Source organism: Helicobacter sp. MIT 03-1614, from assembly GCF_000762925.2.
GTDB lineage: Bacteria > Campylobacterota > Campylobacteria > Campylobacterales > Helicobacteraceae > Helicobacter_C > Helicobacter_C hepaticus.
Genome location: NZ_JRMS02000007.1, coordinates 120492 through 140280 on the forward strand (window position 1 = coordinate 120492; position 19789 = coordinate 140280).

Consider the following 19789-nt stretch of genomic DNA (forward strand, 5'->3'; position numbering starts at 1 on the left):
TATCCTTATTCTTGACTATTCATCATATTTAAAAACTCTTCATTATTCTCTGTTTGTTTCATTTTTGAGTAAATGAAAGTGAGTGCTTCAATATCGTCCATTGTGTGCATTACATTGCGTAGCATCCATACTTTTGTGAGATTATCTTTGCCAAGAAGCAAATCATCTTTACGTGTCCCACTTTTAAGCACATCAAAAGCAGGGTAGATTCTGCGGTCAGCTATAGAACGTGCAAGGACAATTTCACTATTACCTGTGCCCTTAAATTCCTCAAAGATGACCTCGTCCATTCTTGAGCCTGTTTCAATAAGTGCAGTCGCGATAATAGTAAGGCTGCCACCTTGTTCAATGTTACGCGCTGCACCAAAAAATCGTTTAGGTTTATGCAAAGCATTTGCATCAACACCACCACTTAGCACTTTACCGCTTGAGGGAGTAGCAGCATTATATGCCCGAGCAAGACGTGTGATAGAATCAAGAAGAATTACTACATCTTTACCCATTTCAACTTTTCGTTTAGCGCTCTCAATGACTAAATCTGCTACGCGAATGTGGTTTGTTGCTGGCATATCAAAAGTAGAGCTAAAAACTTGTCCTTTGACGCTTCGTTCCATATCAGTAACTTCTTCTGGACGCTCATCTACAAGCAACACCATTAACTCAACATCGGGGTGATTTTTCGCAATGCCGTGAGCCAATTCTTTCATTAACTCTGTTTTTCCTGTGCGTGGAGGAGCAACAATAAGGGCACGTTGTCCTTTACCAATAGGGCTAAAGAGGTCAAGCATACGTCCTGTAACCTTGCTAGATTCGTATTCAAGCTTGAGCTGCTCTTGTGGGAATAGAGGGGTAAGGTTATCAAAAAGAGGGCGATTTTTGTTTTCTTCAAGCGACATATAGTTAATTGCTTCAATCTTAAGGAGTGCATAATATCGCTCTTGGTCTTTTGGTGCGCGCACTTGCCCTGTTACTATATCACCATTACGCAAAGCAAAACGGCGAATTTGAGATTGTGATACATAAGTGTCATTTTGAGAATCTGCAAGACTTTCGGTTAATGCGCGTAAGAAGCCATAGCCTTCATTTGTGATATCTAATATACCCGAAAAAAGAATGTATCCACCCTGATTAACTTGAGTTTTGAGAATCTCAAAAATCAAATCTTGTCGGCGATAGTCACTTGGATTTTCTACTCCGATTTCTTCAGCAATATTGATGAGTTGTTTAATGCTTTTAATACGCAAATCTTCAAGCTGATAGCCTTCCACAGGTGTATGAGTTCGTTTATTGTCTGCCATAAAATTCCTTAGCCAAAGAGAAGATGTTAAGAAGTTCAAGAAGTCTTTAGAATCTACAATAGCCACATTTGATTCTAAAGCCTACTCCAAAGGAGCCTTCAAAAAGATTGAAATGCAGATTCTAATCAAAACTTCCTTTGAAGTCAAGAGTTACTATGTATTTTAGATAATACTATTTTTAATATTTTGGTCTAAATCAGGGTGAATTTTATAAACTTTATTCTTAATTTTAATAAGAATTCCTGTATCGATAAGTTGTTTAAAAGTTTTTACAATCGTTGGCTTACTCACGTGTAAATGCGCAATAATATCTTCATAAGAGCCATAAAATATATTGTTCTCATCGCAGTTTGCTAAGAGAAATTGAATGATGGCAATTTTTTTGCCACCCACAAAGGTAGAAATGGCGTTAATAAGAAGATTTTTTGAGGCAAGCTCATCAGCCTGTAAGAAAGGTAAGATTGCCTTATTGAGTGCGTGGAGTAGCTCTTCAACATTAATAGGTTTTAAAATGTAGCCATCTACGCGTAAGCGAATAGCATCAAGAAGGTATTTTGTCTCTGTATGTGCAGTAGTAATCACTACGGGCACATCTGGGTGCGTGTATGAGTTACGAATAGCGTTAATGAGCTCAATACCATTCATTTTTGGCATAAGTATATCTGTTAAAACTAAATCAATCTTATGGAGTTTGAAGAGATTGAGCGCTTCTTGTCCATTTTTGGCAATAAGTAGGCGTCCTACATAATCTCCAAGCACCATATTTGTAAGATTGGCTGTGTCGGTATCATCCTCGGCATACAAAATAGTGAGTTTGCTTAGTGCATCAAGATTCATAATTATCCTTTTGTATTGGTATGTGAATGGTAAATTCTGCTCCAAAATATTGGTTCTGCTTACCCCATTGTGTATTAGATACGCTTATTGTGCCATTGAGTTGGCGTTCAATGATTTGTTTTGCCATATAAAGTCCCACGCCTGTTCCAACCGATTTATGTTTAGTGGTGAAATATGGTTCAAAAACTTTTGATTTATCTTCCAAATCAATGCCTCCCGCATTATCTTTCACACAAAGAATAATATTATATCCTAGCTTATCTAATGAAATTTCTATGAGTGGATTCTCAAACGATTTATCATTTTGACTTTTGAGCTTGAGTGCGTCAATGGCGTTATTGATGAGAATTAAAATCACTTGAGTAAAGGAATTTTGGTAACCAAGCATATTTAAATCTTGTGCTTGTGGGCTTACATCTACTTCAATACGAATAAGATTCTCTTGAAATTGAGCTTTAAGCAGCTCAATAGAATTCCAAATGCTTTGTGAGAGCTCAAAAAATTCTTTATTTGTTTCTGGGTGAAAGAAATTACGAAAATTTTCAATCGTATTTGACATTTCTGTGGCAATTTTCATACCATATTGTGTTTGTTGGTTTATAAATTCATTATCAAGTTTTTTTTGCATTGCTCTACTTTTAAAGCTTTGGATAAGTATCATAAGAGAATTAAGTGGTTGGCGCCATTGATGGGCAATATTTTGTATCATTTCTCCCATAGAAGCAAGCCTAGCTTGTTGATACATAATCAAGTCTTTTTTACGATTTTGCTCAACTTCATATTCTATTGATTTTTGCAGATTGACATTAAGAGATTGGAGTTCTTTGGTTTTTGATTGCACGAGTTGCTCTAAAAGTAGATGATTGGTATTGATAGATTGTCTGATAGAAAAGGCAAGAATAATGATTGTTGCGATGATAATAAGCATAAAGATTGCGAGGACAATAAAGGTATTTTTATAAAGAGAATCCGTGATTTTTTTGCCATAAAAAGCAATATCAAAAGAAATGAGAAATTGTTCTTCAAGTAGCGAGGAAATATCCTCTCCATCATTAATAAAAGCTTTATCAATAGATTCTATAAGAGCATTTTCTTTAGAAAGTAATCTTTGAATCTGTTGATAATAGTGCATTTTAAAAGTCTTAGCATACCACTCGCGCAAATGACTAATAGTAGAATTTTGGTCTTTTGGGAGATTATAAGTTTTATATTGTTCCCATATTTCAAGGAGTTGCGGGAGTATCTGGTCGTTTTTGTGTATATCATATGCTTTATTTAATAAGGTGAGTGTATACATATTATGACTTTGTGATGAGTTAATGTCAAATTCACTCTTTATCCCCATAAGAGCAAGTAAGCCCACACTTGCTATAAGTGTAAATCCGATGACAATAATCCATACTAAAATGGTTGTTTGTGCTTGAAAGGAAATTTTATCAATAAGGTGGGTAATGGTATTTTTCATATAAGCTCTTTTGCATTTGCTATGGCATCAGCAAGGGCACGTGAGAGTAAATCATATTGAACAAAATACTCTCTATTCTTTTTAAGCGCATAGCTGATTTGCTCTCTTAGTCTCTCTTGCATTTCAAGAAGTTTTATTTGTTCTTTGCCTAAAGCAGCGAGATTTTTTTGTGTATTTTCTATATGTGTAAGCATATTAGATTTATTAAGTATAAGCGTGTTAATTTCATTTGTAATAGCTTCTATATATACTTTTGAAGCTTTTTTATCTACAAGCATACGCAATTCTTTGTTTTTAGATTCTAAAAGTTCTTGATAGGAAGATTCTTTTGTAAGGGTATCTTTTTCTTCAGTATCATTTTGTTGTATTTGGTTGTTGATACTATGGATTTTCTCTTCAAAATCATCTAAACGTTTTTGCATTTGAGATATATCAAACTCTATGGCTTTTTTATTCTTTAAGCATTCCTTAATAAGCGGTATAGTCCAAGGATTACCATTATTATCAGTAATAAGAGGCTTTTTGAAAATCTTGCCCCTTAATTCAATAGAGCCTCCATTATAAAATTCAATAAATGCAATGGCATTCACATTATCTTTCGCACATAGCTCTAGGAGTTCTTTTGCTACAATTTCAAACATAACCCACGCATATTGTTGGGCTATATCCATACAATAAATACTCTTTGCTAAAGAATCTATATGATGTAATTGCAAACTTTCAACATATACACGCAATTTTTGAATAGCAAAAAACTTAAATCTTTTGTTAAAGCCTAGATTGTCAATTTGTTTTAAGTCAATATCTTTTTGCAGTATTAGAAGCGTATTTTGGATAATAAGAGATTGGACATTTGTCATAGAGAGCGCATTATCAAGCACCATTCTATCTTCATTACTTAGGACATTTATATGAGAGTTCCGATTAATTTGGCGGATTTCATTATTGATTTTTACTATTTCATAGTCAAATTTAAAAAGCTTAATATTGCCGTCTTTAAAAAATAAAGCATCGCGCGCTTGTATGCCAAATACATTGCGCAAAGCAATTTTTATCATTTCGCGTTTGGTGCTTTGGGTATTTAAATCAAGTGTTGTATCTACAAAATGAAAAAGTTCCTCAAAATCTTCTTTGGAAGGTTCTTGTTTATAAAGCGTGAATTTATGTTTTTTTAAAAAATCGCAAATGCGCTGCACATAAAGATTATGGGTGTGATTTTTGATGTGTGTTATAACCTGAAGTTGATTTTTATCATAATGCACAAAAGCCCCCAAACCACATTGATTATAAAAATGCAAAATTGCCATACGAATCTCGTTTTCTAGCATTGGATTTTCCTGTATTAGCGTAAAAAGATGTTTTTGACTTTGTGTTTTGGCATCTGCAATGCACGTATGAGTATCAAAGCTCTCTTGTAAAATATAGAGAGCCTCATCATATACTGCATTTAAGGGATTAGTATTATTCATACTTCACTCTCTTCACTCTTTTTAAGTATCTGAACGATTTTTGCGCGAAAGCACACTATTAATTTGCTCTTGTGAAGCAGTTTTAAGAGATTCAAAGCTACCAAAGTAATCTAAAAGTTTTTTAATTTGTGCTTGAGTATAATTTTTTCCCATCATTTGTGCCTTTTGTATATCTTTTTGTTTTTTATAGCGGTGATAAGTGATAGCATAACGATGCACTTCATCACGGAGTTTTTGGAGAAATTGTAGTCTTTTATCGTTTGGTTTTAGTTTAAACTCTGCATTTTTGCTTCGCAAAATATCAAAAGCATTACCTTTTGCACGATAAGCTTTGGCATTATGTTTCATTTTAGCAATTGCTAGGACTTCAACATTTGCCCCTACGCTTTTTAAAATATCAAGAGCTAGATTAATTTGTGCCCTGCCTCCATCAAGTAGCCATAAGGCAGGTGGTGGATTAGAATCAAAACTTTGAGCTCGGCGTAAAAGCATTTCGTGCATTTGGCTGTATTCATCGCTTGTGTGAAGCTCATATCGCCGATATTTAGAACGAATAAAATCATCATTTTCATACACAATCATACCACCCACATTATGTGTTCCGCTATGATGAGAGGTATCAAAAACCTCAATAGAATAAGGTATTTGGCTTAATGCACACAACTCTTTAATGCTTACAAGTGTAGAGAATGTATTGTTTTGCTGTGTATGTAATCGTCCTATTTCAAGAGCATTTTTATGTGCAAGTTGTAGCAAGTCTTTTTTTGCACCTCTTTGTGGTTGGACGATTTTGAGAGAACTGCGCGTTTGCTCTCTTAAGAGTTGTTGCAAATGCAGTAAGTCAGGAAAGTCAAATGGAGGAATGAGAATCTCTTGAGGTAAGAGTGGTATTTGAGTTTTATAATGGTTAAGTAAAGCTTGGGTGTAGAGTTGTGGAAGATTGTGGGATTGTATATCATCGTGTAAAAGGATAAAATCACTTGAAATAATTCGTCCATTGCGGATAAAAAGCATCATTAAAATATGCGTATGCAACGCAGTATGAGATTTTTTGTGAGAATCTTGCGAGTTTTTACCACAATCTTGTTCTTGTAATACAAATACATCATAATCTCCGCTCATCATATCAATAATAGATTGGTTTTTCATTTGTGTAATTTTTTGGATTCTATCACGCATTATAGCAGCTTCTTCAAATTGCAGATTATGAGAGAGGGTATGCATTTTAGATTCTAGTATTTTTAATAAGGCTTTTTTGTCTTCAATAAGTGCAATACCTTGTGCAATAGTTTGGGCATAAGTCTGTATGGAAACTTTATTCTCACAAGGTGCAGGACATTTGTGAATCTGATGAAAAATACACGCTTTTTTGCCTTTGACACAGGATTTTTTCTGCACAAGTGGTAGATTATCATAGAGGCTATCAAGTAATTCCCTTGCTCCGCTTACAAAAGGTCCAAAATATTGAATCTGATTTGATTTGAGCACTTGGCGAGTGAGCTCAAAGCGAGGATAGGGAAGGGATTTATCAATGTAAATATAAGGATAAGTTTTATCATCGCGCAAAAGGATATTATATTTTGGTTTGAGGCTTTTGATAAGAGAATTTTCAAGGATAAGTGCATCTTGTTCATTATTTGTTAAAAGTGTATGGATACGCGTGATTTGAGATACCATAAGGGCGATTCTTGGACTAAGATTATTTTTTGGCACAATATGTTTGTTTTCAATACTCAAGTAGCTTTTAATGCGGTTTTTTAGATTCTTTGCTTTGCCTACATAGAGTAAAGTATCTTCATTATCAAAAAATTGATAAATGCCAGATTGTGTTGGCAAATCTGCTAAATGCGCAAAGAGATTATAACTTGTAGATTCTTTATTACTCATTTTGTGCGTCCCATTGGCGCTTAATACCTAAACGCAAGGATTCAATTTTTTCATAAATTGCGGTATCTGTTGCAAGATTTTCAAAATCTCCGTTAGAATGCTCATAAAAAGTTTGCACACTTGAGGGGTGTAAGGGTGGTGGAGCAAGGATATGGTTAGGGGCATATGCATATACTTTTTCAATAGAGCTAAGTGTTGGAAAAAGTTCTTTATGCTGTTTTAAAGTCTTTATTATATATTTATGCTTATAATGATTAAACTCTACGCATAAAGCTTTGTGTTTAAAGGCAAAAAGTAATTGATTATTTTTAGGGAAGATAAATAGAATCTGCTCCCTTTCTAAAGGCGTAAGAAAGGTATTTTTAAAGCGTGCAATCTCACTTTGTTTGTCTAGTCTAGGTGCTAGATGAGGAAAGTCTCGCTTAAGATAGGAGCGTATATGGCACATATTTTTCGTATTATCTATTGTTTTCATTTGATGATTTTAGCATATTTGGTATTTATTTTTTTTGTAGGTTGTGGATACAAAGCAAACCCATTTTATAAAGAACCAACAAAGCAAGAAGTAGAATCTGAAAATCCCCAAACTCATAACAAAAAAGTGCTTTTTTATGGTATAGATTCTACACCCTTACCAAGTGAAGAACGGGACTGGTAATGGGACAATATGATGTGATTATCATTGGCGCAGGAGTAGCGGGATTGTATTGTGCGAGACATTTGCCTCCTGATTTAAAAGTATTAATTTTATGTAAGGCTCAACCTTGGGAATGCAATACATTCTATGCACAAGGCGGTATAAGCATAGCAAAAGATGAAAGTGATGTCCCTTTGCATATACAAGATACGCTTCTTGCAGGCGCAAAGCTTAATACCTTAGAATGTGTCAATAGGCTTGTAAAAGGTAGCAATGAGATTCTTAGTGAGCTTATTGCAAGTGGTTTAGCATTTGATAGAGATGAAAGCGGTGCGCTGCTTTATGCTAAAGAGGGAGGGCATTCCCACGCGAGAATCGTCCATTCAGGCGGAGATGCCACAGGGCGTAGTCTTCATACGCATCTTATTGATAAACTTCGTGCGACATTGTGGAAAAATGCTGAAGTAGTAGATTTGCTCATTGAAGAGGATAAATGCTATGGTGTATGTGTGCAGACAAAATCCGGATTGCATAATCTCTATGCACATCATATAGTTATTGCAAGTGGGGGTGTTGGGGGATTATTTAAATACCACACAAATGCCTATACAATCAGTAGCGACATACACGGCATTATTTTAGAGCATAATCTCGCCTTGCAAGATATGGAAATGTTACAATTTCACCCCACGACTTATATCAATAATCCTCAAGCACGAAAATATCTCATCTCTGAAGCAGTGCGCGGCGAGGGTGGAGTGATTGTTGATAGAGAGGGCAGGAGATTTTTGTTTGATTATGATGAGCGAGGGGAGCTTGCTCCGCGTGATATTGTGGCACGAGGGATTATGGATTATTGTCTTAAACATCAGCAAGAGGCTTTTTTGGATTTAAGTGCATTTACTTATGATGGGTTTAGAGTGCGTTTTCCTAACATATTCCGCGATTTGCACACTTGCAAACTTAATATCCCTACAGATAAAATACCCATTTCACCAGCATTTCATTATTCAATGGGCGGTATTTTGACAAATGCAGATTCTCTCGTGCAGGGTATGAGTAATCTCTATGCGATTGGAGAATGCGCGTGTAATGGAGTTCACGGGGCAAATCGCCTTGCTTCAAACTCGCTCCTTGAGGGGCTTATCTTTGGTAAAAATGTAGCCCAACATATTGTAGAAAATCGGACGCAAACACCTATTCGACATTTTCCTGTATGCGATGAGGTGCTAGAAAAAGAGGGTGATAGTAAGCTTAAAAATGTTTTGCGTGAGATTATGTGGGATAAGGTGGGGATTATTCGCTCTCAAAGTGGATTAGATTCTGCACTTGGAGGGATTGAAGTGATGTTAGAATCTCATATCGGGCGTATGTTACGCTTACGACTGCTTGTAGCAAAAAAGATTGTTCAATCCGCTTTAAAGCGCAAACAAAGTATAGGAGCTCATTTTAGAGTGGATTAATATTTCAAGGAGGGAAAAAGAATGATGAAGTTTGTTTTTATGGCGATATGTTTGTTAGTAGGACTTAGCTCTTACTCTAAGGAAAAGCAAGTTTTGCTTACAGAGTTAAAAACTGCCAAAGAGAGTGAAAGAAAAATTATTCCTCAAAACAAAAAGGAGCTTATCTCTCTTATCAGACAAGGCACACCACTTGATAAAATTGATACAAGTAAAATCACGGATATGAGTGGATTATTTGATGTAGATATTATTAGAGGAAATGAATTTTTTAAAGGTATAGAAACTTGGGATACAAGTAATGTTACAAGTATGGTTGAGATGTTTGTTAATCAAGAATACTTTAATCAAGATATAAGCTCTTGGAATGTAGCTAAAGTAAAAGATATGAGAGGAATGTTTAAAAGCACGCATTCTTTTCATCAAAATCTCAATGCTTGGGCTGTAAGTGAGGATTGCAATGTTGAGGGTATGTTTAGAAATTCAAAACTTATCCCTAAAATTAATGGGTATTGGAGTAAGGATAAGAAGCTTAGTCTGCAAGAGATTCTAAAACTTCCCCAATGGTAAAGAAATTCTAATGATGAGAGAATTATACGCATTTTTATAAGAGATTTTTTACTACCAAAATTAGAGGCAAAAAAATCCTTAAATGAAGTGCAACAATCAATCCTTGCAAAATATCTTAAAACAAATAAACAATCCGCAACGCAAGATTTATTGCTTGTGTCAGATTTTAGGATTATCCAAAAGATAAATCAATTTCAAAAAGTCCCTGATTTTGCTTTATACGAGCAAGGATTTAAACTTTATAGAGATTATTTTATAACAAGATATTTTAGTGAAAACAATGTAAATTTTATTAATACATATTTTGAAATACCAGAGGTATGTGATTTTAGAGATGAAGGCATAAATGATTTTTGTGCAGTGCGCAGTGATGGTGAAAACTTTATAATACTAAGTTTAAAAAAGCCACTCAAACTACAAGGCACACTTGTCTTTAAATGGATGGCTGGCTACGATGGAGTAATATATGAGAGTTCTCAACCTTTTTTGCTCAATACATATCTAGGAGAACAACCCATCAATGTCCTTGATAAGAGTTTGTCTCAACTTGCTTTGCCAAATGAGATTCAAAAAGGGCTTGCTCAATATGAGATTGAAGTTTGGCTTGAAGTAGCAAATAAGCGAAGCAATATGCTAAAAAATTTTAATGGCGATACCACAAATGCACAAATAGCCTATGGCTTGAATGATTATGGTGACCAAATACTGAACGTCAAAAATATTACATTTATCTCTCAACCAAAACTCAAGTTTTATAATAGAAGGGATTATAGTGAAGGCGGATATACTCATTTGGCTTTACATACACAAGATGAGTATGTCAATATCCGCCAAAGTCCAAATGGCAAGGTAATATCTAAAGTCTTTACCAAAGATGAAGACAAGATTCTTTTAATAAGCCTTATAGGTGGTAATGATATAAATAAAACACAATGGATAAAAGTGCTTTATTTTCCGCCAAATGTAAATGACGCAAAAAAAGCTATGCTAGGCTATATCCACAAAAGTCAAGTTGATTTAAACTAGTGAATACAATGGCTTACAAATTTTGAGTAATTATCAATGATAAGCCCACCTTTACGGAATCCTAAGCCACAAGATTCATAAGCAAAAAAGACATTTGGTTGATAAAATGCACCATTGTGAGTATTTAGCTCATAAAAGGCTTGATACACAGGCTTGTGATTACCATAAATGCCACTTTTAGATTCTATACTTTGCCCTTGTGTATTGAGAATCTCCACATTTGCTCCCTCGCGCCCAAATGCCCTTTTGCATACTTGTTTGGTATTTTGCAGAGGTGAGAAATCAGCAGGAAGTAGCAAAGGGTGATTAGGAAATAAATCCCATAGAATCTTTAACATTCTTTTACTTTGAAAAAGCAATGTGTAAGCAGGATTAAGAAAAATTGTATTATGATTTTGCATCATTTCGCTTATTAAAAGTGCAAGTTCAGGCTCGTCAATAGCGATGTTCTCCCACGGAATGAGTTTAAAAAGGAATTCATAATTTATACCATTATGGCTTAAACCCTCTGTGGGGGAAAAATGAACTTCATCTATGGGTGCAAATCCACAAGCAAAGCCAGATTCTTTAGCGATATACTCTAAAAAGCGCGTAGTTGTAATGTCCTCATAAGAATCTGAAATGCAAGAAAATAGAATTTTCCAACCCTCATATAGCTCCTCAAAGCGAGAAGTATCATCTTCAAGGGTGATTAATCGCTTAAAGTTTTCACTCAAAGCATTATGGATATTATTAAATTGTGCCTCTTCATCAAGCCCATTATGCTTAAGTAATGCCCATTGCATAAGTGCGCTTTCATAGAGCATAGTGGGTGTATCTGCATTAAATTCTAAAAGTTTAATCGGTGTGCCATCAAGCCCGCCAGCCAAATCAAACCGCCCATATAAATGCCAATGTATATCTTCTTCCCAGCTTTGTTTTATCGCACCAATAAGGCTTGGTGGAATGTCTAGCTCAAAGAATAAGTCGTTTTTTATCACATACTCTCCAGCTTCTATAAACATATCATACAGCTCATTTCCTGCTTCATAAAATAACTCTGCCTCTCCCTCGCTAATATGTATAAGTTCATCGCTAAGATATGAGGTATTGTCCATATCTGTATGCCAAGTAAGCCCCATAGATTCTAAAACATTTTTATCAGGAAGTGAAATATTAGTAATTGTCATATTAACTCCCCATACTGCCTGTATTTCTGTTTGTGCTTGTTGATTGAGAGCTATTGCCCCCTCCAAAGAATCCACTTTTGCCACTACTTGTTTTGCTTGCACCACTTGCACCTGCTTTAGCACTATTAAAACTATTTTTACTTCGCTCATAAGCTTGAGGCGATTTGTAATTGCGTTGGGAATTTGCTTGATAATTAGGATTATTAAAGAGTTTATTACCGATATAGCTACCAAGAATCGCTCCTGCAGCACTTGCAAGTATTGCTCCGCCTAGTCCTAAGCCACCGCCATTTGGATTTGTAAGCTGACTTTGTCCTGAATCAATAGCAACTTCTTCTTGTTTGATAAGTTCATCAATTTCTTCTTGTGAGAGGAGTCGTTCTTGTCCATTTTTATCTTTAAGCATTACACGTGTTTGTTCACTTGGATACTCTTCAAGCACCTTATAACTTCCATCATTTTGTTCTTCAACGATAACAAATGCGCCATTTTTTTGACTATTTTGTAAGGTGTTATTAAGAGCATTATTTTGCCCTGAATTTTGCTCGCACGCATTGAGTGCGAAAACAGCCATAACTCCTAATCCTCCAACCATAGCGTAATTTTTAATTTTATGAATATGTTTCATTGATACTCCTTATAATAATGTAATATTATACCAAAATTTGAGACTTTTTTTTATGGTGCAAATGAATGTATAAATGTAGGACATCAATGCTTGCAGGTGTGATTCCGCTAATTTCATTTGCCTCAAATAAGCTTTTAGGAGTGAATTTTTTAAGTTTTTCAATCACTTCAAGGCTTAGTCCGGGGATATTATCAAAGATAAAATCTCGTGGAATTTCCACTTGTAGCATTTGTCTCATTTGTCCTATTTGCTGCTTTTGTTTTTGAATATAGTCAAAATATTTAGATTCTATAAAAATCTGTTCAATAGCTAAATCACTCATAGATTCTACATCTGCTATTCCTAAATGAGTCAAAAGAGTGCGGAGAAGAGCACAATCTAATTCTTCACGACCAACAATATGAATAAGGAGTGCTTTATCGCTAATGGGTGGAAGCCCTAATGAGGCAAGCATAGCGAGATTGCTTGATGAGGGTGTGATATGATGATTTTGTAAATAATTTATTGTGTGCTCAATATGAGTTTTATCTGCCATTATTTGTGTATAACGCACCTTATCTATTAAGCCAAATTCATATGCATAAGTTCCAAGACGCAAATACGCATTATCCTCTCGCAGTAAAAGACGATATTCGGCACGTGAAGTAAAAACACGATAAGGTTCTTTTGTGCCTTTTGTTACTAAATCGTCAATCATTACGCCAATATAAGCCTCATTTCGCGCAAGAGTAAAAGATTTATTTTGCAAAGAAAGTGTAGCATTAATCCCTGCCATAATACCTTGTGCAGCAGCTTCTTCATAGCCCGTAGTGCCATTAATTTGTCCTGCGAGGAAGAGATTTGCACATTTTTTTGTCTCAAGTGTATGATAAAGCTCAGTAGGTTCAACATAATCATATTCAATAGCATAACCATAGCGCGTTATATGTGCATTTTCTAGTCCTTTAATGCTATGAATCACCGCTTCTTGTACATCAATAGGTAGTGAAGTAGAAAGTCCATTAATATAGTATTCCACAGCCTCTTGTGTTTGTGGCTCTAAAAAGAGTTGATGACGACTTTTATCGGCAAAGCGATTGACTTTATCTTCAATACTTGGACAATAACGGGGTCCTACACCCTCAATTTGCCCTGTAAAAAGTGGTGCGCGATGAAAGTTATCGCGGATAATTTTATGAGTGTTTTCATTGGTATAAGTTACAAAACAAGGAAGTTGTGTGGGTGAAAAATTTATCGTTTTATAGCTAAAATGAGGTGGTTTCTCATCTCCATTATGTATTTCAAGAGCGGAAAAATCAATGCTTCGTCCATCAATTCTTGCGCAAGTCCCTGTTTTTAATCGCCCAAGAGTTAAGCCCATATCTTGGAGTGAATTGCTAAGATTCTGTGGACTCATTTCACCAAAACGTCCATTTTGTAATTTTGTTTCTCCGATATGCACAAGCCCTCGTAAAAAAGTGCCTGTGGTAAGGATAACTTTTTTTGCAAAATAAGTTTTTCCAATGTTAGTTGTTACGCCTTTTACAATATAGCGTCCTTTAGAATCTTGCTCATAAATTAAAGATTCTACGCTTTCTTGAGAGATTGTTAGATTAGGAGTATTAAGAGCTATTTCTTTTGCAAAAATACTATATCTATCCATATCTATTTGTGCTCTTGTGCCACGCACAGCTGGTCCCTTAGAGGCATTTAAGATTCTAAATTGTATGCCGCATTTATCTGTGATTTCACCCATAACGCCACCAAGTGCGTCAATTTCCTTAACAAGATGTCCTTTTCCTAGTCCCCCTACGGCTGGATTACAACTCGCTAAGGCAATATTTTGAATTAGAAGTGTGATAAGATGTGTTTTTGCACCCATTTTTGCACTTACAATGCTTGCTTCAACTCCTGCGTGTCCACCTCCAATAACCAAAATATCATATTGCATAAATTATCCTTCAAAAATTTTATGGCATTTTACTCTTATTTGATTATTTTTGCTACCCTCACGCTTATATAAAGTGGATTTTAGATATAATGACTAAATTATAATATTTTTTAAGGATAGAAAATGAAAAAGAAGGCATTACGTTCTATCGGAGTTTTTTCAAATTTAAGTGAAGAAAGTCTCAATGAGCTCGAGAACATTACAAAATTGCAATATATTGAGAGAAACGCAATTTTGCATTATGAAGGGGAATTATTACAATCAGCAAGTTTCATTGCACGTGGTTGTGTAGAGCTTTATAAAATGGATAAAAATGATAATGAAATGTTTTTATGCTATGTAGATAATAAACGCAAAGGAGCAAGACTTATTAATGCTTTTGGCTCTTTTGAACCTTATGAAGCCACAGCGAATGTGCGTGGAGTAGAGCCAAGTGAAATTGTATTACTTGATTTGGCAAAGCTTGCTCAACTTGTTGCATCTAATATTGAAATAAGCAATGCGTTTTTGTCAGAATTTATGGATAAAATGATTGTATTTAAAAACTTTATTACTTTTAAAGAAACTTATGATAGCACCTCACGTGTAGCTTATATGCTTTATACGCAAATTGAACGTTTCAATCAAGTGCAGCGGCAAATTATAGCGCGTGAATTAAATATCAAGCTTGAGACTTTAAGCAGGATTTTACAAAAAATGTTTCAACAAGGCTTGATTGCTAAAAATGAGCGGAGTGAAGTTTATATTAAAGATACAGATGCCTTTATAAAACTTTATGGAGAGGTTAAAACTTCACGTATCAAATAATGTATTGACTTGTTCTATAAAGTCCATTGCATCTACATTTGTGCCATTTATTATGATTCCAAAATGGAGGTGTGCACCGCTCACTCGTCCGGTATCCCCGCTTTTGGCGATTATTTGTCCCCTTTTGATAGTATCTCCCTGTTTCACTTCAAAATCATTCAAATGAAAATATACACTATAGAGTCCTTCTCCGTGGTCAATAACGATTGTTTTTCCAGAAAGATAGCGCTCTTGGACAAGGGCAACTTTACCATCGTTACTAGCTTTCACGCTTGTGCCTATAGTTGCGCGAAAATCTGTGCCTCCGTGATAGCTTTTAAGTGTGCCATTAAAAACGCGTGCAGTGCCATAAGGGCTTGTGATAACTGAATCTAGTGGCTTTATAAATGGCTTGTTCCATAATCGTCCCTTTGTAATTGTGCGATATACTTTGAGCATATCGTTTCTTTCTTTTTCAATCCTTTTTGCGATATTATCGGGATAAGTAATCTTATCTTGTGAGACAACAATTTGTTCTTTTTTGTAAGTTTTTTGTAAAATAGTAATTTCAAGTGCGGTTTTACTCCCATTTTTAAGAGTTTTTACGTTTTTATCATAATATCCAATAGGAATAAAGGCAATAAATACATCTTTTTGGGTGGGGTGGGACATAAAATGTAGCATTTTTTTATTATAACTCAAAGACAAAGGCTTATCGGTATGATAAATAAAGGTTGTGCCATTATAAGCAGTATTTGGTTCAAGAGCGTAGAGCGCATTAAAACAGCAGCATAACAAAATAAATATAGGTGTAAAGATTCTCATAAAAAACATAGGTGACTCCTAAGATTGTTTTCCCCCTCCATTTAGGAAACGAAGTAGATTTTGAAATTATAGCAATTCAAAGCTTAGATTAAACAATTTTAGGATAAAATCCAACTTTTTGTTTGATGCAAAAAGAATACTTCAATTCGCAAGGATACACTAATGTATGCAATATTTAAGAATGGAGGCAAACAATACAAGGTTGTTGAAGGAAGCATTATTCTTCTTGATAAGATGAGCCTTGAGCCAAAGTCAAAGGTTGAATTGAACGAAGTTTTAGCTATTGTTGATGGAGACAAAACCGATGTTGGCACACCTTTTGTAAAGGGTGCAAAGATTGAGGCAGAAGTCATTAATGAAGGCAGAAGCAAAAAAGTCGTTACATTCAAAAAACGTAGAAGAAAAGATAGTAAAACAAAAAGGGGTTTTAGACGCGATTTTACTCGTGTGAGAATCCTCAAAATTGTGGCAAAATAATCTTTAAGGAGCAAATATGGCACATAAAAAAGGTCAGGGTAGCACTCAAAATAATCGTGATTCTGCTGGACGCCGTTTAGGTGTAAAGAAATTTGGTTCGCAATTTGTGCGTGCAGGAAATATTATTGTTCGACAAAGGGGCACAAAAGTGCATCCAGGCGATAATGTGGGTTTGGGTAAAGACCATACAATTTATGCACTCATTGATGGTGTTGTAAAATTCCAACAAAAAGATAAAAATCGCAAAAAAGTTTCTGTAATTCCTGCTTCTTAAGATATTCAATATCAATGAAGATTCTATAAATCTACAAAATTTGTAGAATCTCAATCTAGCTTCCAAATAAATAATAACATAGTAGTATTCAAAACTGCTCACTGAAAACTAAATACAAGGATTTTGAAATGTTTGTTGATAGCGTAGATATTTTTATCGCTTCTGGTAAAGGTGGAGCTGGCGCTGTAAGTTTTCGAAGGGAAAAATTTGTTATACACGGAGGTCCTGATGGCGGTGATGGTGGCGATGGCGGTGATGTATATGTGGAGGTAGATAACAATACTGACACGCTTTCTAAATTTCGTGGCGCACGGCATTATAAAGCAAAAAATGGACAACCAGGTGGCTCAAGACGTTGCAGTGGAAAAAGAGGTAATGATGTTGTGATTAAAGTGCCGCTTGGCACACAGATTCTTGATTTTGACACCAAAGAACTTATTGTGGATATGGACACTTGTCCTATGCGTGTGTGTTTGCTTAAGGGTGGTAAGGGTGGCTTAGGAAATACACATTTTAAAAATGCAGCCAACCAAGCTCCTACTTATGCTCAAAGTGGCTTAAGCGGAGAGGAGAAGCATATCCTCCTAGAATTGAAGCTTATTGCTGATGTGGGGCTAGTAGGATTCCCAAATGTAGGGAAATCTACACTTATTTCAACCCTCTCAAATGCAAAACCAGAGGTTGCAAACTATGAATTTACTACGCTTATTCCTCATCTTGGCGTGGTTGATGCAGATGAGTTTTCTTCTTTTGTAATGGCGGATATTCCCGGAATTATTGAGGGAGCAAGTGGAGGAAAGGGCTTAGGCATAGCGTTTTTAAAACATATTGAGCGCACAGGATTCTTACTTTTTGTGCTAGATATTATGCGTGAGCAGAGTTTAAAGGAGCAATGGGAGATTCTCTCCTTAGAGTTAGAAAAATTTTCTCCAATTTTATCGCAAAGAGCTTTTGGAATCGTGCTTTCAAAAAGTGATATGCGGCATTTGGGAGAAGAGTTTGCAGACAAATTTGACAAGCAAACGCAAGAACTTGAGCAGTTTTTGGCTCAAAAAGGTAATCCGCAAAGTTTTATTTTGCCTATTTCAAGTCTTCAAAAGAGCGGACTAAAGGAATTAGTTTTTGAGATTCTAAATTCTCTTCGCATTAATCCTCAATCAATATTACAATAAACTTCATCTTGAACATCATATTTTTCATATCATATTGCTACATTTTTCTACATAAATATATTTTTACACCCCAAAATTTTACTTAAAAGCAAAATTGGTGAAGAAAGGGCTGTAGACTTTAAATAGCGTTTAACGCAAATTTATTAATATAAGGTGGTTTTTAATGAAAACAATCAAAAAATATAAATATATAATAAGTTCTACTCTTGCCCTTGCTTTAGCTAGTTCTACACTTGTAGCTGAAGAGAGTGGTGGATTTGTAGGTGTTGGTGTAGGCTATGGTGGTTCTCAATTAAAAGCTGGTAGCGAAAAGCAAAACTTAAGTGGCATAAGCTATGAAGTGATTGCTGGTTATAAGCAATTCTTTACTCCTAGGTTCGGATTGCGTTATTACATAAACTTCGCTTATGCAGATGCAAGTGGAAAAGTAAAAGGCACAAGTGAGAAAATCAAAGGGAATGTAATGGATTATGGAGTAAATGTTGATGCACTTTATAATTTTATTACAGGTGGCAATACAGATTTTGGTGCATTTTTAGGACTTGGACTTGGTGCTAACTCTTGGGGTGGCAGAGATTTCAAAGATAGTAAAATAGATAAAACAGGTTTAAATCTCGCACTCAATGTTGGTTTGCGCACAGAGATTGCTAAAGCACACGGCATAGAAATAGCTGCTCGTGTGCCTTTTATTGCTACGACATTAGATGAAAGTGAACCAAAAATAACAGCTTCACATACTTATAATGTTGGTGTGAGATATATCTATAGTTTTTAGGATATAAATAAAACCTCCAACCCTTAAGTGAAAATCGCTTAAGGGCTAACTTAAAAGCTCCACTCATCTCATAAAAACCTTATTCTCATATTTTTAAGCCTAAACTTAAAGTCATATCTTTACAATATAATTCTTAGGAACGATAAAAAATAAAATATGGAGACAAAATGTGGGTAGCAGGGATTGATGAAGCAGGGCGAGGTTGCATTTGCGGAGGGTTATTTATCGCTGGAATCATTGCTAATGAGCAAGTAATCGCACAATTTGGAGCAAAAGATAGTAAAAAAATGTTACCAAAACAGCGTGAGCGTGTTTATAATGCACTTTTAGATTCTCAAAAGAGGGGGGAAATAGGATTTTATGTGGCACAAATACAAGCGTGGGATATTGATAAATATGGTTTAAGCTGGGCTATGAGAAGCGGTATAGAGGAAGTTCTATCTTATCTTGGCTCATATATGTTAGAGCAGAATATATTAGTGCAAAATCAGCCATTGGATATCGTAATAGATGGCAATACGACTTTTGGGGCGAATATTCCTACGTTTTTAGCACATAAAGATGTGCATTTAAAGACTTTGATTAAAGGTGATGAGTTGATGCCTATTATCTCGTGTGCATCTGTTGTAGCGAAAGTAAGCAAAGATAGCCAAATGTATATGCTTGATAATCTTTATCCTCAATATCTTCTTGCTAAAAATAAAGGATATGCAACCTTAGAACATAAAAAACAGATTATGAGGTATGGATATTGCCCACATCATCGCAAAAGTTTTAAAATTTCGCCTTGAGCACAGGAGTTTTAATATTAATTAAACTTAAAAGAGATAGAATACAAATTTTATAATTCAAAATAATATTTTAGTAGGAAGTATAATGTTACCACGTTGGAGTGATGATTTTAGCGTTCGTCATCAGATTATTGATGAACAGCACCAGAAGCTTTTTGCTCTTGCTCATAGAGCGTATAAAGCTGCTAATGGTCACGTTGCAGTAAATGATATAAAAAATATTCTTATTGAGTTTTTTGATTATATGAAAACGCATTTTAAAGATGAAGAGGAATATATGAAGGCAATCGGTTTCCCTCAATTAGAAGAACAT

Annotated in this window: 21 protein-coding genes; 11 read left to right on the forward strand and 10 right to left on the reverse strand. The window is 35.2% G+C overall.

Annotated features, from left to right (window positions below):
• Positions 1 to 5 precede the first annotated feature (5 nt).
• From rho to LS66_RS06550, 6 genes are all read right to left on the reverse strand, one after another.
• A complete protein-coding gene (gene rho / locus LS66_RS06525) occupies positions 6 to 1298 on the reverse strand; it encodes a transcription termination factor Rho (RefSeq protein WP_011114866.1) in 1293 nt (430 codons plus the stop codon).
• Between the two features lie 162 nt (positions 1299 to 1460).
• On the reverse strand, positions 1461 to 2135 hold the full coding sequence (locus LS66_RS06530) for a response regulator (protein WP_034365702.1): 675 nt from the start codon (positions 2133 to 2135) through the stop codon (positions 1461 to 1463).
• Positions 2125 to 3600: a sensor histidine kinase gene (locus LS66_RS06535; RefSeq protein WP_034365699.1), complete on the reverse strand. Its 1476-nt coding sequence runs from the start codon at positions 3598 to 3600 to the stop codon at positions 2125 to 2127. The genes LS66_RS06530 and LS66_RS06535 overlap by 11 nt, the downstream gene beginning before the upstream one ends.
• Positions 3597 to 5069 carry a hypothetical protein gene (locus LS66_RS06540; protein ID WP_034365696.1) on the reverse strand — a complete coding sequence of 491 codons (1473 nt, stop codon included), beginning with the start codon at positions 5067 to 5069 and terminating at the stop codon, positions 3597 to 3599. The genes LS66_RS06535 and LS66_RS06540 overlap by 4 nt, the downstream gene beginning before the upstream one ends.
• 21 nt (positions 5070 to 5090) lie before the next feature.
• Positions 5091 to 6956: an excinuclease ABC subunit UvrC gene (gene uvrC / locus LS66_RS06545; RefSeq protein ID WP_034365694.1), complete on the reverse strand. Its 1866-nt coding sequence runs from the start codon at positions 6954 to 6956 to the stop codon at positions 5091 to 5093.
• Complete coding sequence (locus LS66_RS06550) at positions 6949 to 7404, reverse strand: hypothetical protein (protein WP_138091953.1); 456 nt, start codon at positions 7402 to 7404, stop codon at positions 6949 to 6951. Before LS66_RS06550 ends, uvrC begins: the two co-directional genes overlap by 8 nt.
• Between LS66_RS06550 and LS66_RS06555 the strand changes: the two genes are divergently transcribed.
• The 4 genes from LS66_RS06555 to LS66_RS06570 all read left to right on the forward strand — a co-directional run bounded on the left by LS66_RS06555 (position 7396) and on the right by LS66_RS06570 (position 10649).
• Positions 7396 to 7614: a hypothetical protein gene (locus LS66_RS06555; protein ID WP_034365732.1), complete on the forward strand. Its 219-nt coding sequence runs from the start codon at positions 7396 to 7398 to the stop codon at positions 7612 to 7614. The two genes, LS66_RS06550 and LS66_RS06555, sit on opposite strands and share 9 nt — an antisense overlap.
• Positions 7614 to 9056 carry an L-aspartate oxidase gene (locus LS66_RS06560; protein WP_034365688.1) on the forward strand — a complete coding sequence of 481 codons (1443 nt, stop codon included), beginning with the start codon at positions 7614 to 7616 and terminating at the stop codon, positions 9054 to 9056. The genes LS66_RS06555 and LS66_RS06560 overlap by 1 nt, the downstream gene beginning before the upstream one ends.
• Before the next feature lie 21 nt (positions 9057 to 9077).
• The gene (locus LS66_RS06565; RefSeq protein ID WP_052057316.1) at positions 9078 to 9623 is read left to right on the forward strand and encodes a BspA family leucine-rich repeat surface protein; all 546 of its coding nucleotides are present in this window, start codon (positions 9078 to 9080) and stop codon (positions 9621 to 9623) included.
• Between the two features lie 87 nt (positions 9624 to 9710).
• A complete protein-coding gene (locus LS66_RS06570; RefSeq protein ID WP_052057314.1) occupies positions 9711 to 10649 on the forward strand; it encodes a hypothetical protein in 939 nt (312 codons plus the stop codon).
• Here the strand turns inward: LS66_RS06570 and LS66_RS06575 are convergent.
• The 3 genes from LS66_RS06575 to mnmG are packed head-to-tail and all read right to left on the reverse strand — an operon-like array spanning position 10646 to position 14376.
• On the reverse strand, positions 10646 to 11818 hold the full coding sequence (locus LS66_RS06575; RefSeq protein WP_034365685.1) for a glutathionylspermidine synthase family protein: 1173 nt from the start codon (positions 11816 to 11818) through the stop codon (positions 10646 to 10648). The two genes, LS66_RS06570 and LS66_RS06575, sit on opposite strands and share 4 nt — an antisense overlap.
• 1 nt (position 11819) lies before the next feature.
• Positions 11820 to 12446: a UPF0323 family lipoprotein gene (locus LS66_RS06580; RefSeq protein ID WP_034365682.1), complete on the reverse strand. Its 627-nt coding sequence runs from the start codon at positions 12444 to 12446 to the stop codon at positions 11820 to 11822.
• 25 nt (positions 12447 to 12471) lie between these two features.
• Positions 12472 to 14376 carry a tRNA uridine-5-carboxymethylaminomethyl(34) synthesis enzyme MnmG gene (mnmG, locus tag LS66_RS06585; protein WP_034365679.1) on the reverse strand — a complete coding sequence of 635 codons (1905 nt, stop codon included), beginning with the start codon at positions 14374 to 14376 and terminating at the stop codon, positions 12472 to 12474.
• Between the two features lie 123 nt (positions 14377 to 14499).
• Between mnmG and LS66_RS06590 the strand changes: the two genes are divergently transcribed.
• Positions 14500 to 15183, forward strand: a complete 684-nt coding sequence (locus tag LS66_RS06590; protein WP_034365676.1) for a Crp/Fnr family transcriptional regulator — start codon at positions 14500 to 14502, stop codon at positions 15181 to 15183.
• Here the strand turns inward: LS66_RS06590 and LS66_RS06595 are convergent.
• A complete protein-coding gene (locus LS66_RS06595) occupies positions 15169 to 15996 on the reverse strand; it encodes a M23 family metallopeptidase (protein ID WP_034365673.1) in 828 nt (275 codons plus the stop codon). The two genes, LS66_RS06590 and LS66_RS06595, sit on opposite strands and share 15 nt — an antisense overlap.
• A 153-nt stretch (positions 15997 to 16149) precedes the next feature.
• On the opposite strand from LS66_RS06595, the gene rplU reads away from it, so the two are divergent.
• The 6 genes from rplU to LS66_RS06625 all read left to right on the forward strand — a co-directional run.
• The gene (gene rplU / locus LS66_RS06600; RefSeq protein ID WP_034365670.1) at positions 16150 to 16464 is read left to right on the forward strand and encodes a 50S ribosomal protein L21; all 315 of its coding nucleotides are present in this window, start codon (positions 16150 to 16152) and stop codon (positions 16462 to 16464) included.
• 16 nt (positions 16465 to 16480) lie between these two features.
• A complete protein-coding gene (rpmA, locus tag LS66_RS06605) occupies positions 16481 to 16738 on the forward strand; it encodes a 50S ribosomal protein L27 (protein ID WP_034365667.1) in 258 nt (85 codons plus the stop codon).
• Positions 16739 to 16866: 128 nt separating this feature from the next.
• Entirely contained in the window at positions 16867 to 17910 is a 1044-nt protein-coding gene (gene obgE / locus LS66_RS06610) for a GTPase ObgE (protein WP_034365665.1), read from the forward strand.
• A gap of 163 nt (positions 17911 to 18073) precedes the next feature.
• The gene (locus LS66_RS06615; protein ID WP_034365662.1) at positions 18074 to 18685 is read left to right on the forward strand and encodes an outer membrane beta-barrel protein; all 612 of its coding nucleotides are present in this window, start codon (positions 18074 to 18076) and stop codon (positions 18683 to 18685) included.
• A 167-nt stretch (positions 18686 to 18852) separates the two neighbouring features.
• Complete coding sequence (locus LS66_RS06620) at positions 18853 to 19476, forward strand: ribonuclease HII (protein WP_034365660.1); 624 nt, start codon at positions 18853 to 18855, stop codon at positions 19474 to 19476.
• Positions 19477 to 19561: 85 nt separating this feature from the next.
• Positions 19562 to 19789 (forward strand): hemerythrin domain-containing protein (locus tag LS66_RS06625; protein WP_201273666.1); only part of this gene is annotated, 228 nt, incomplete at its 3' end.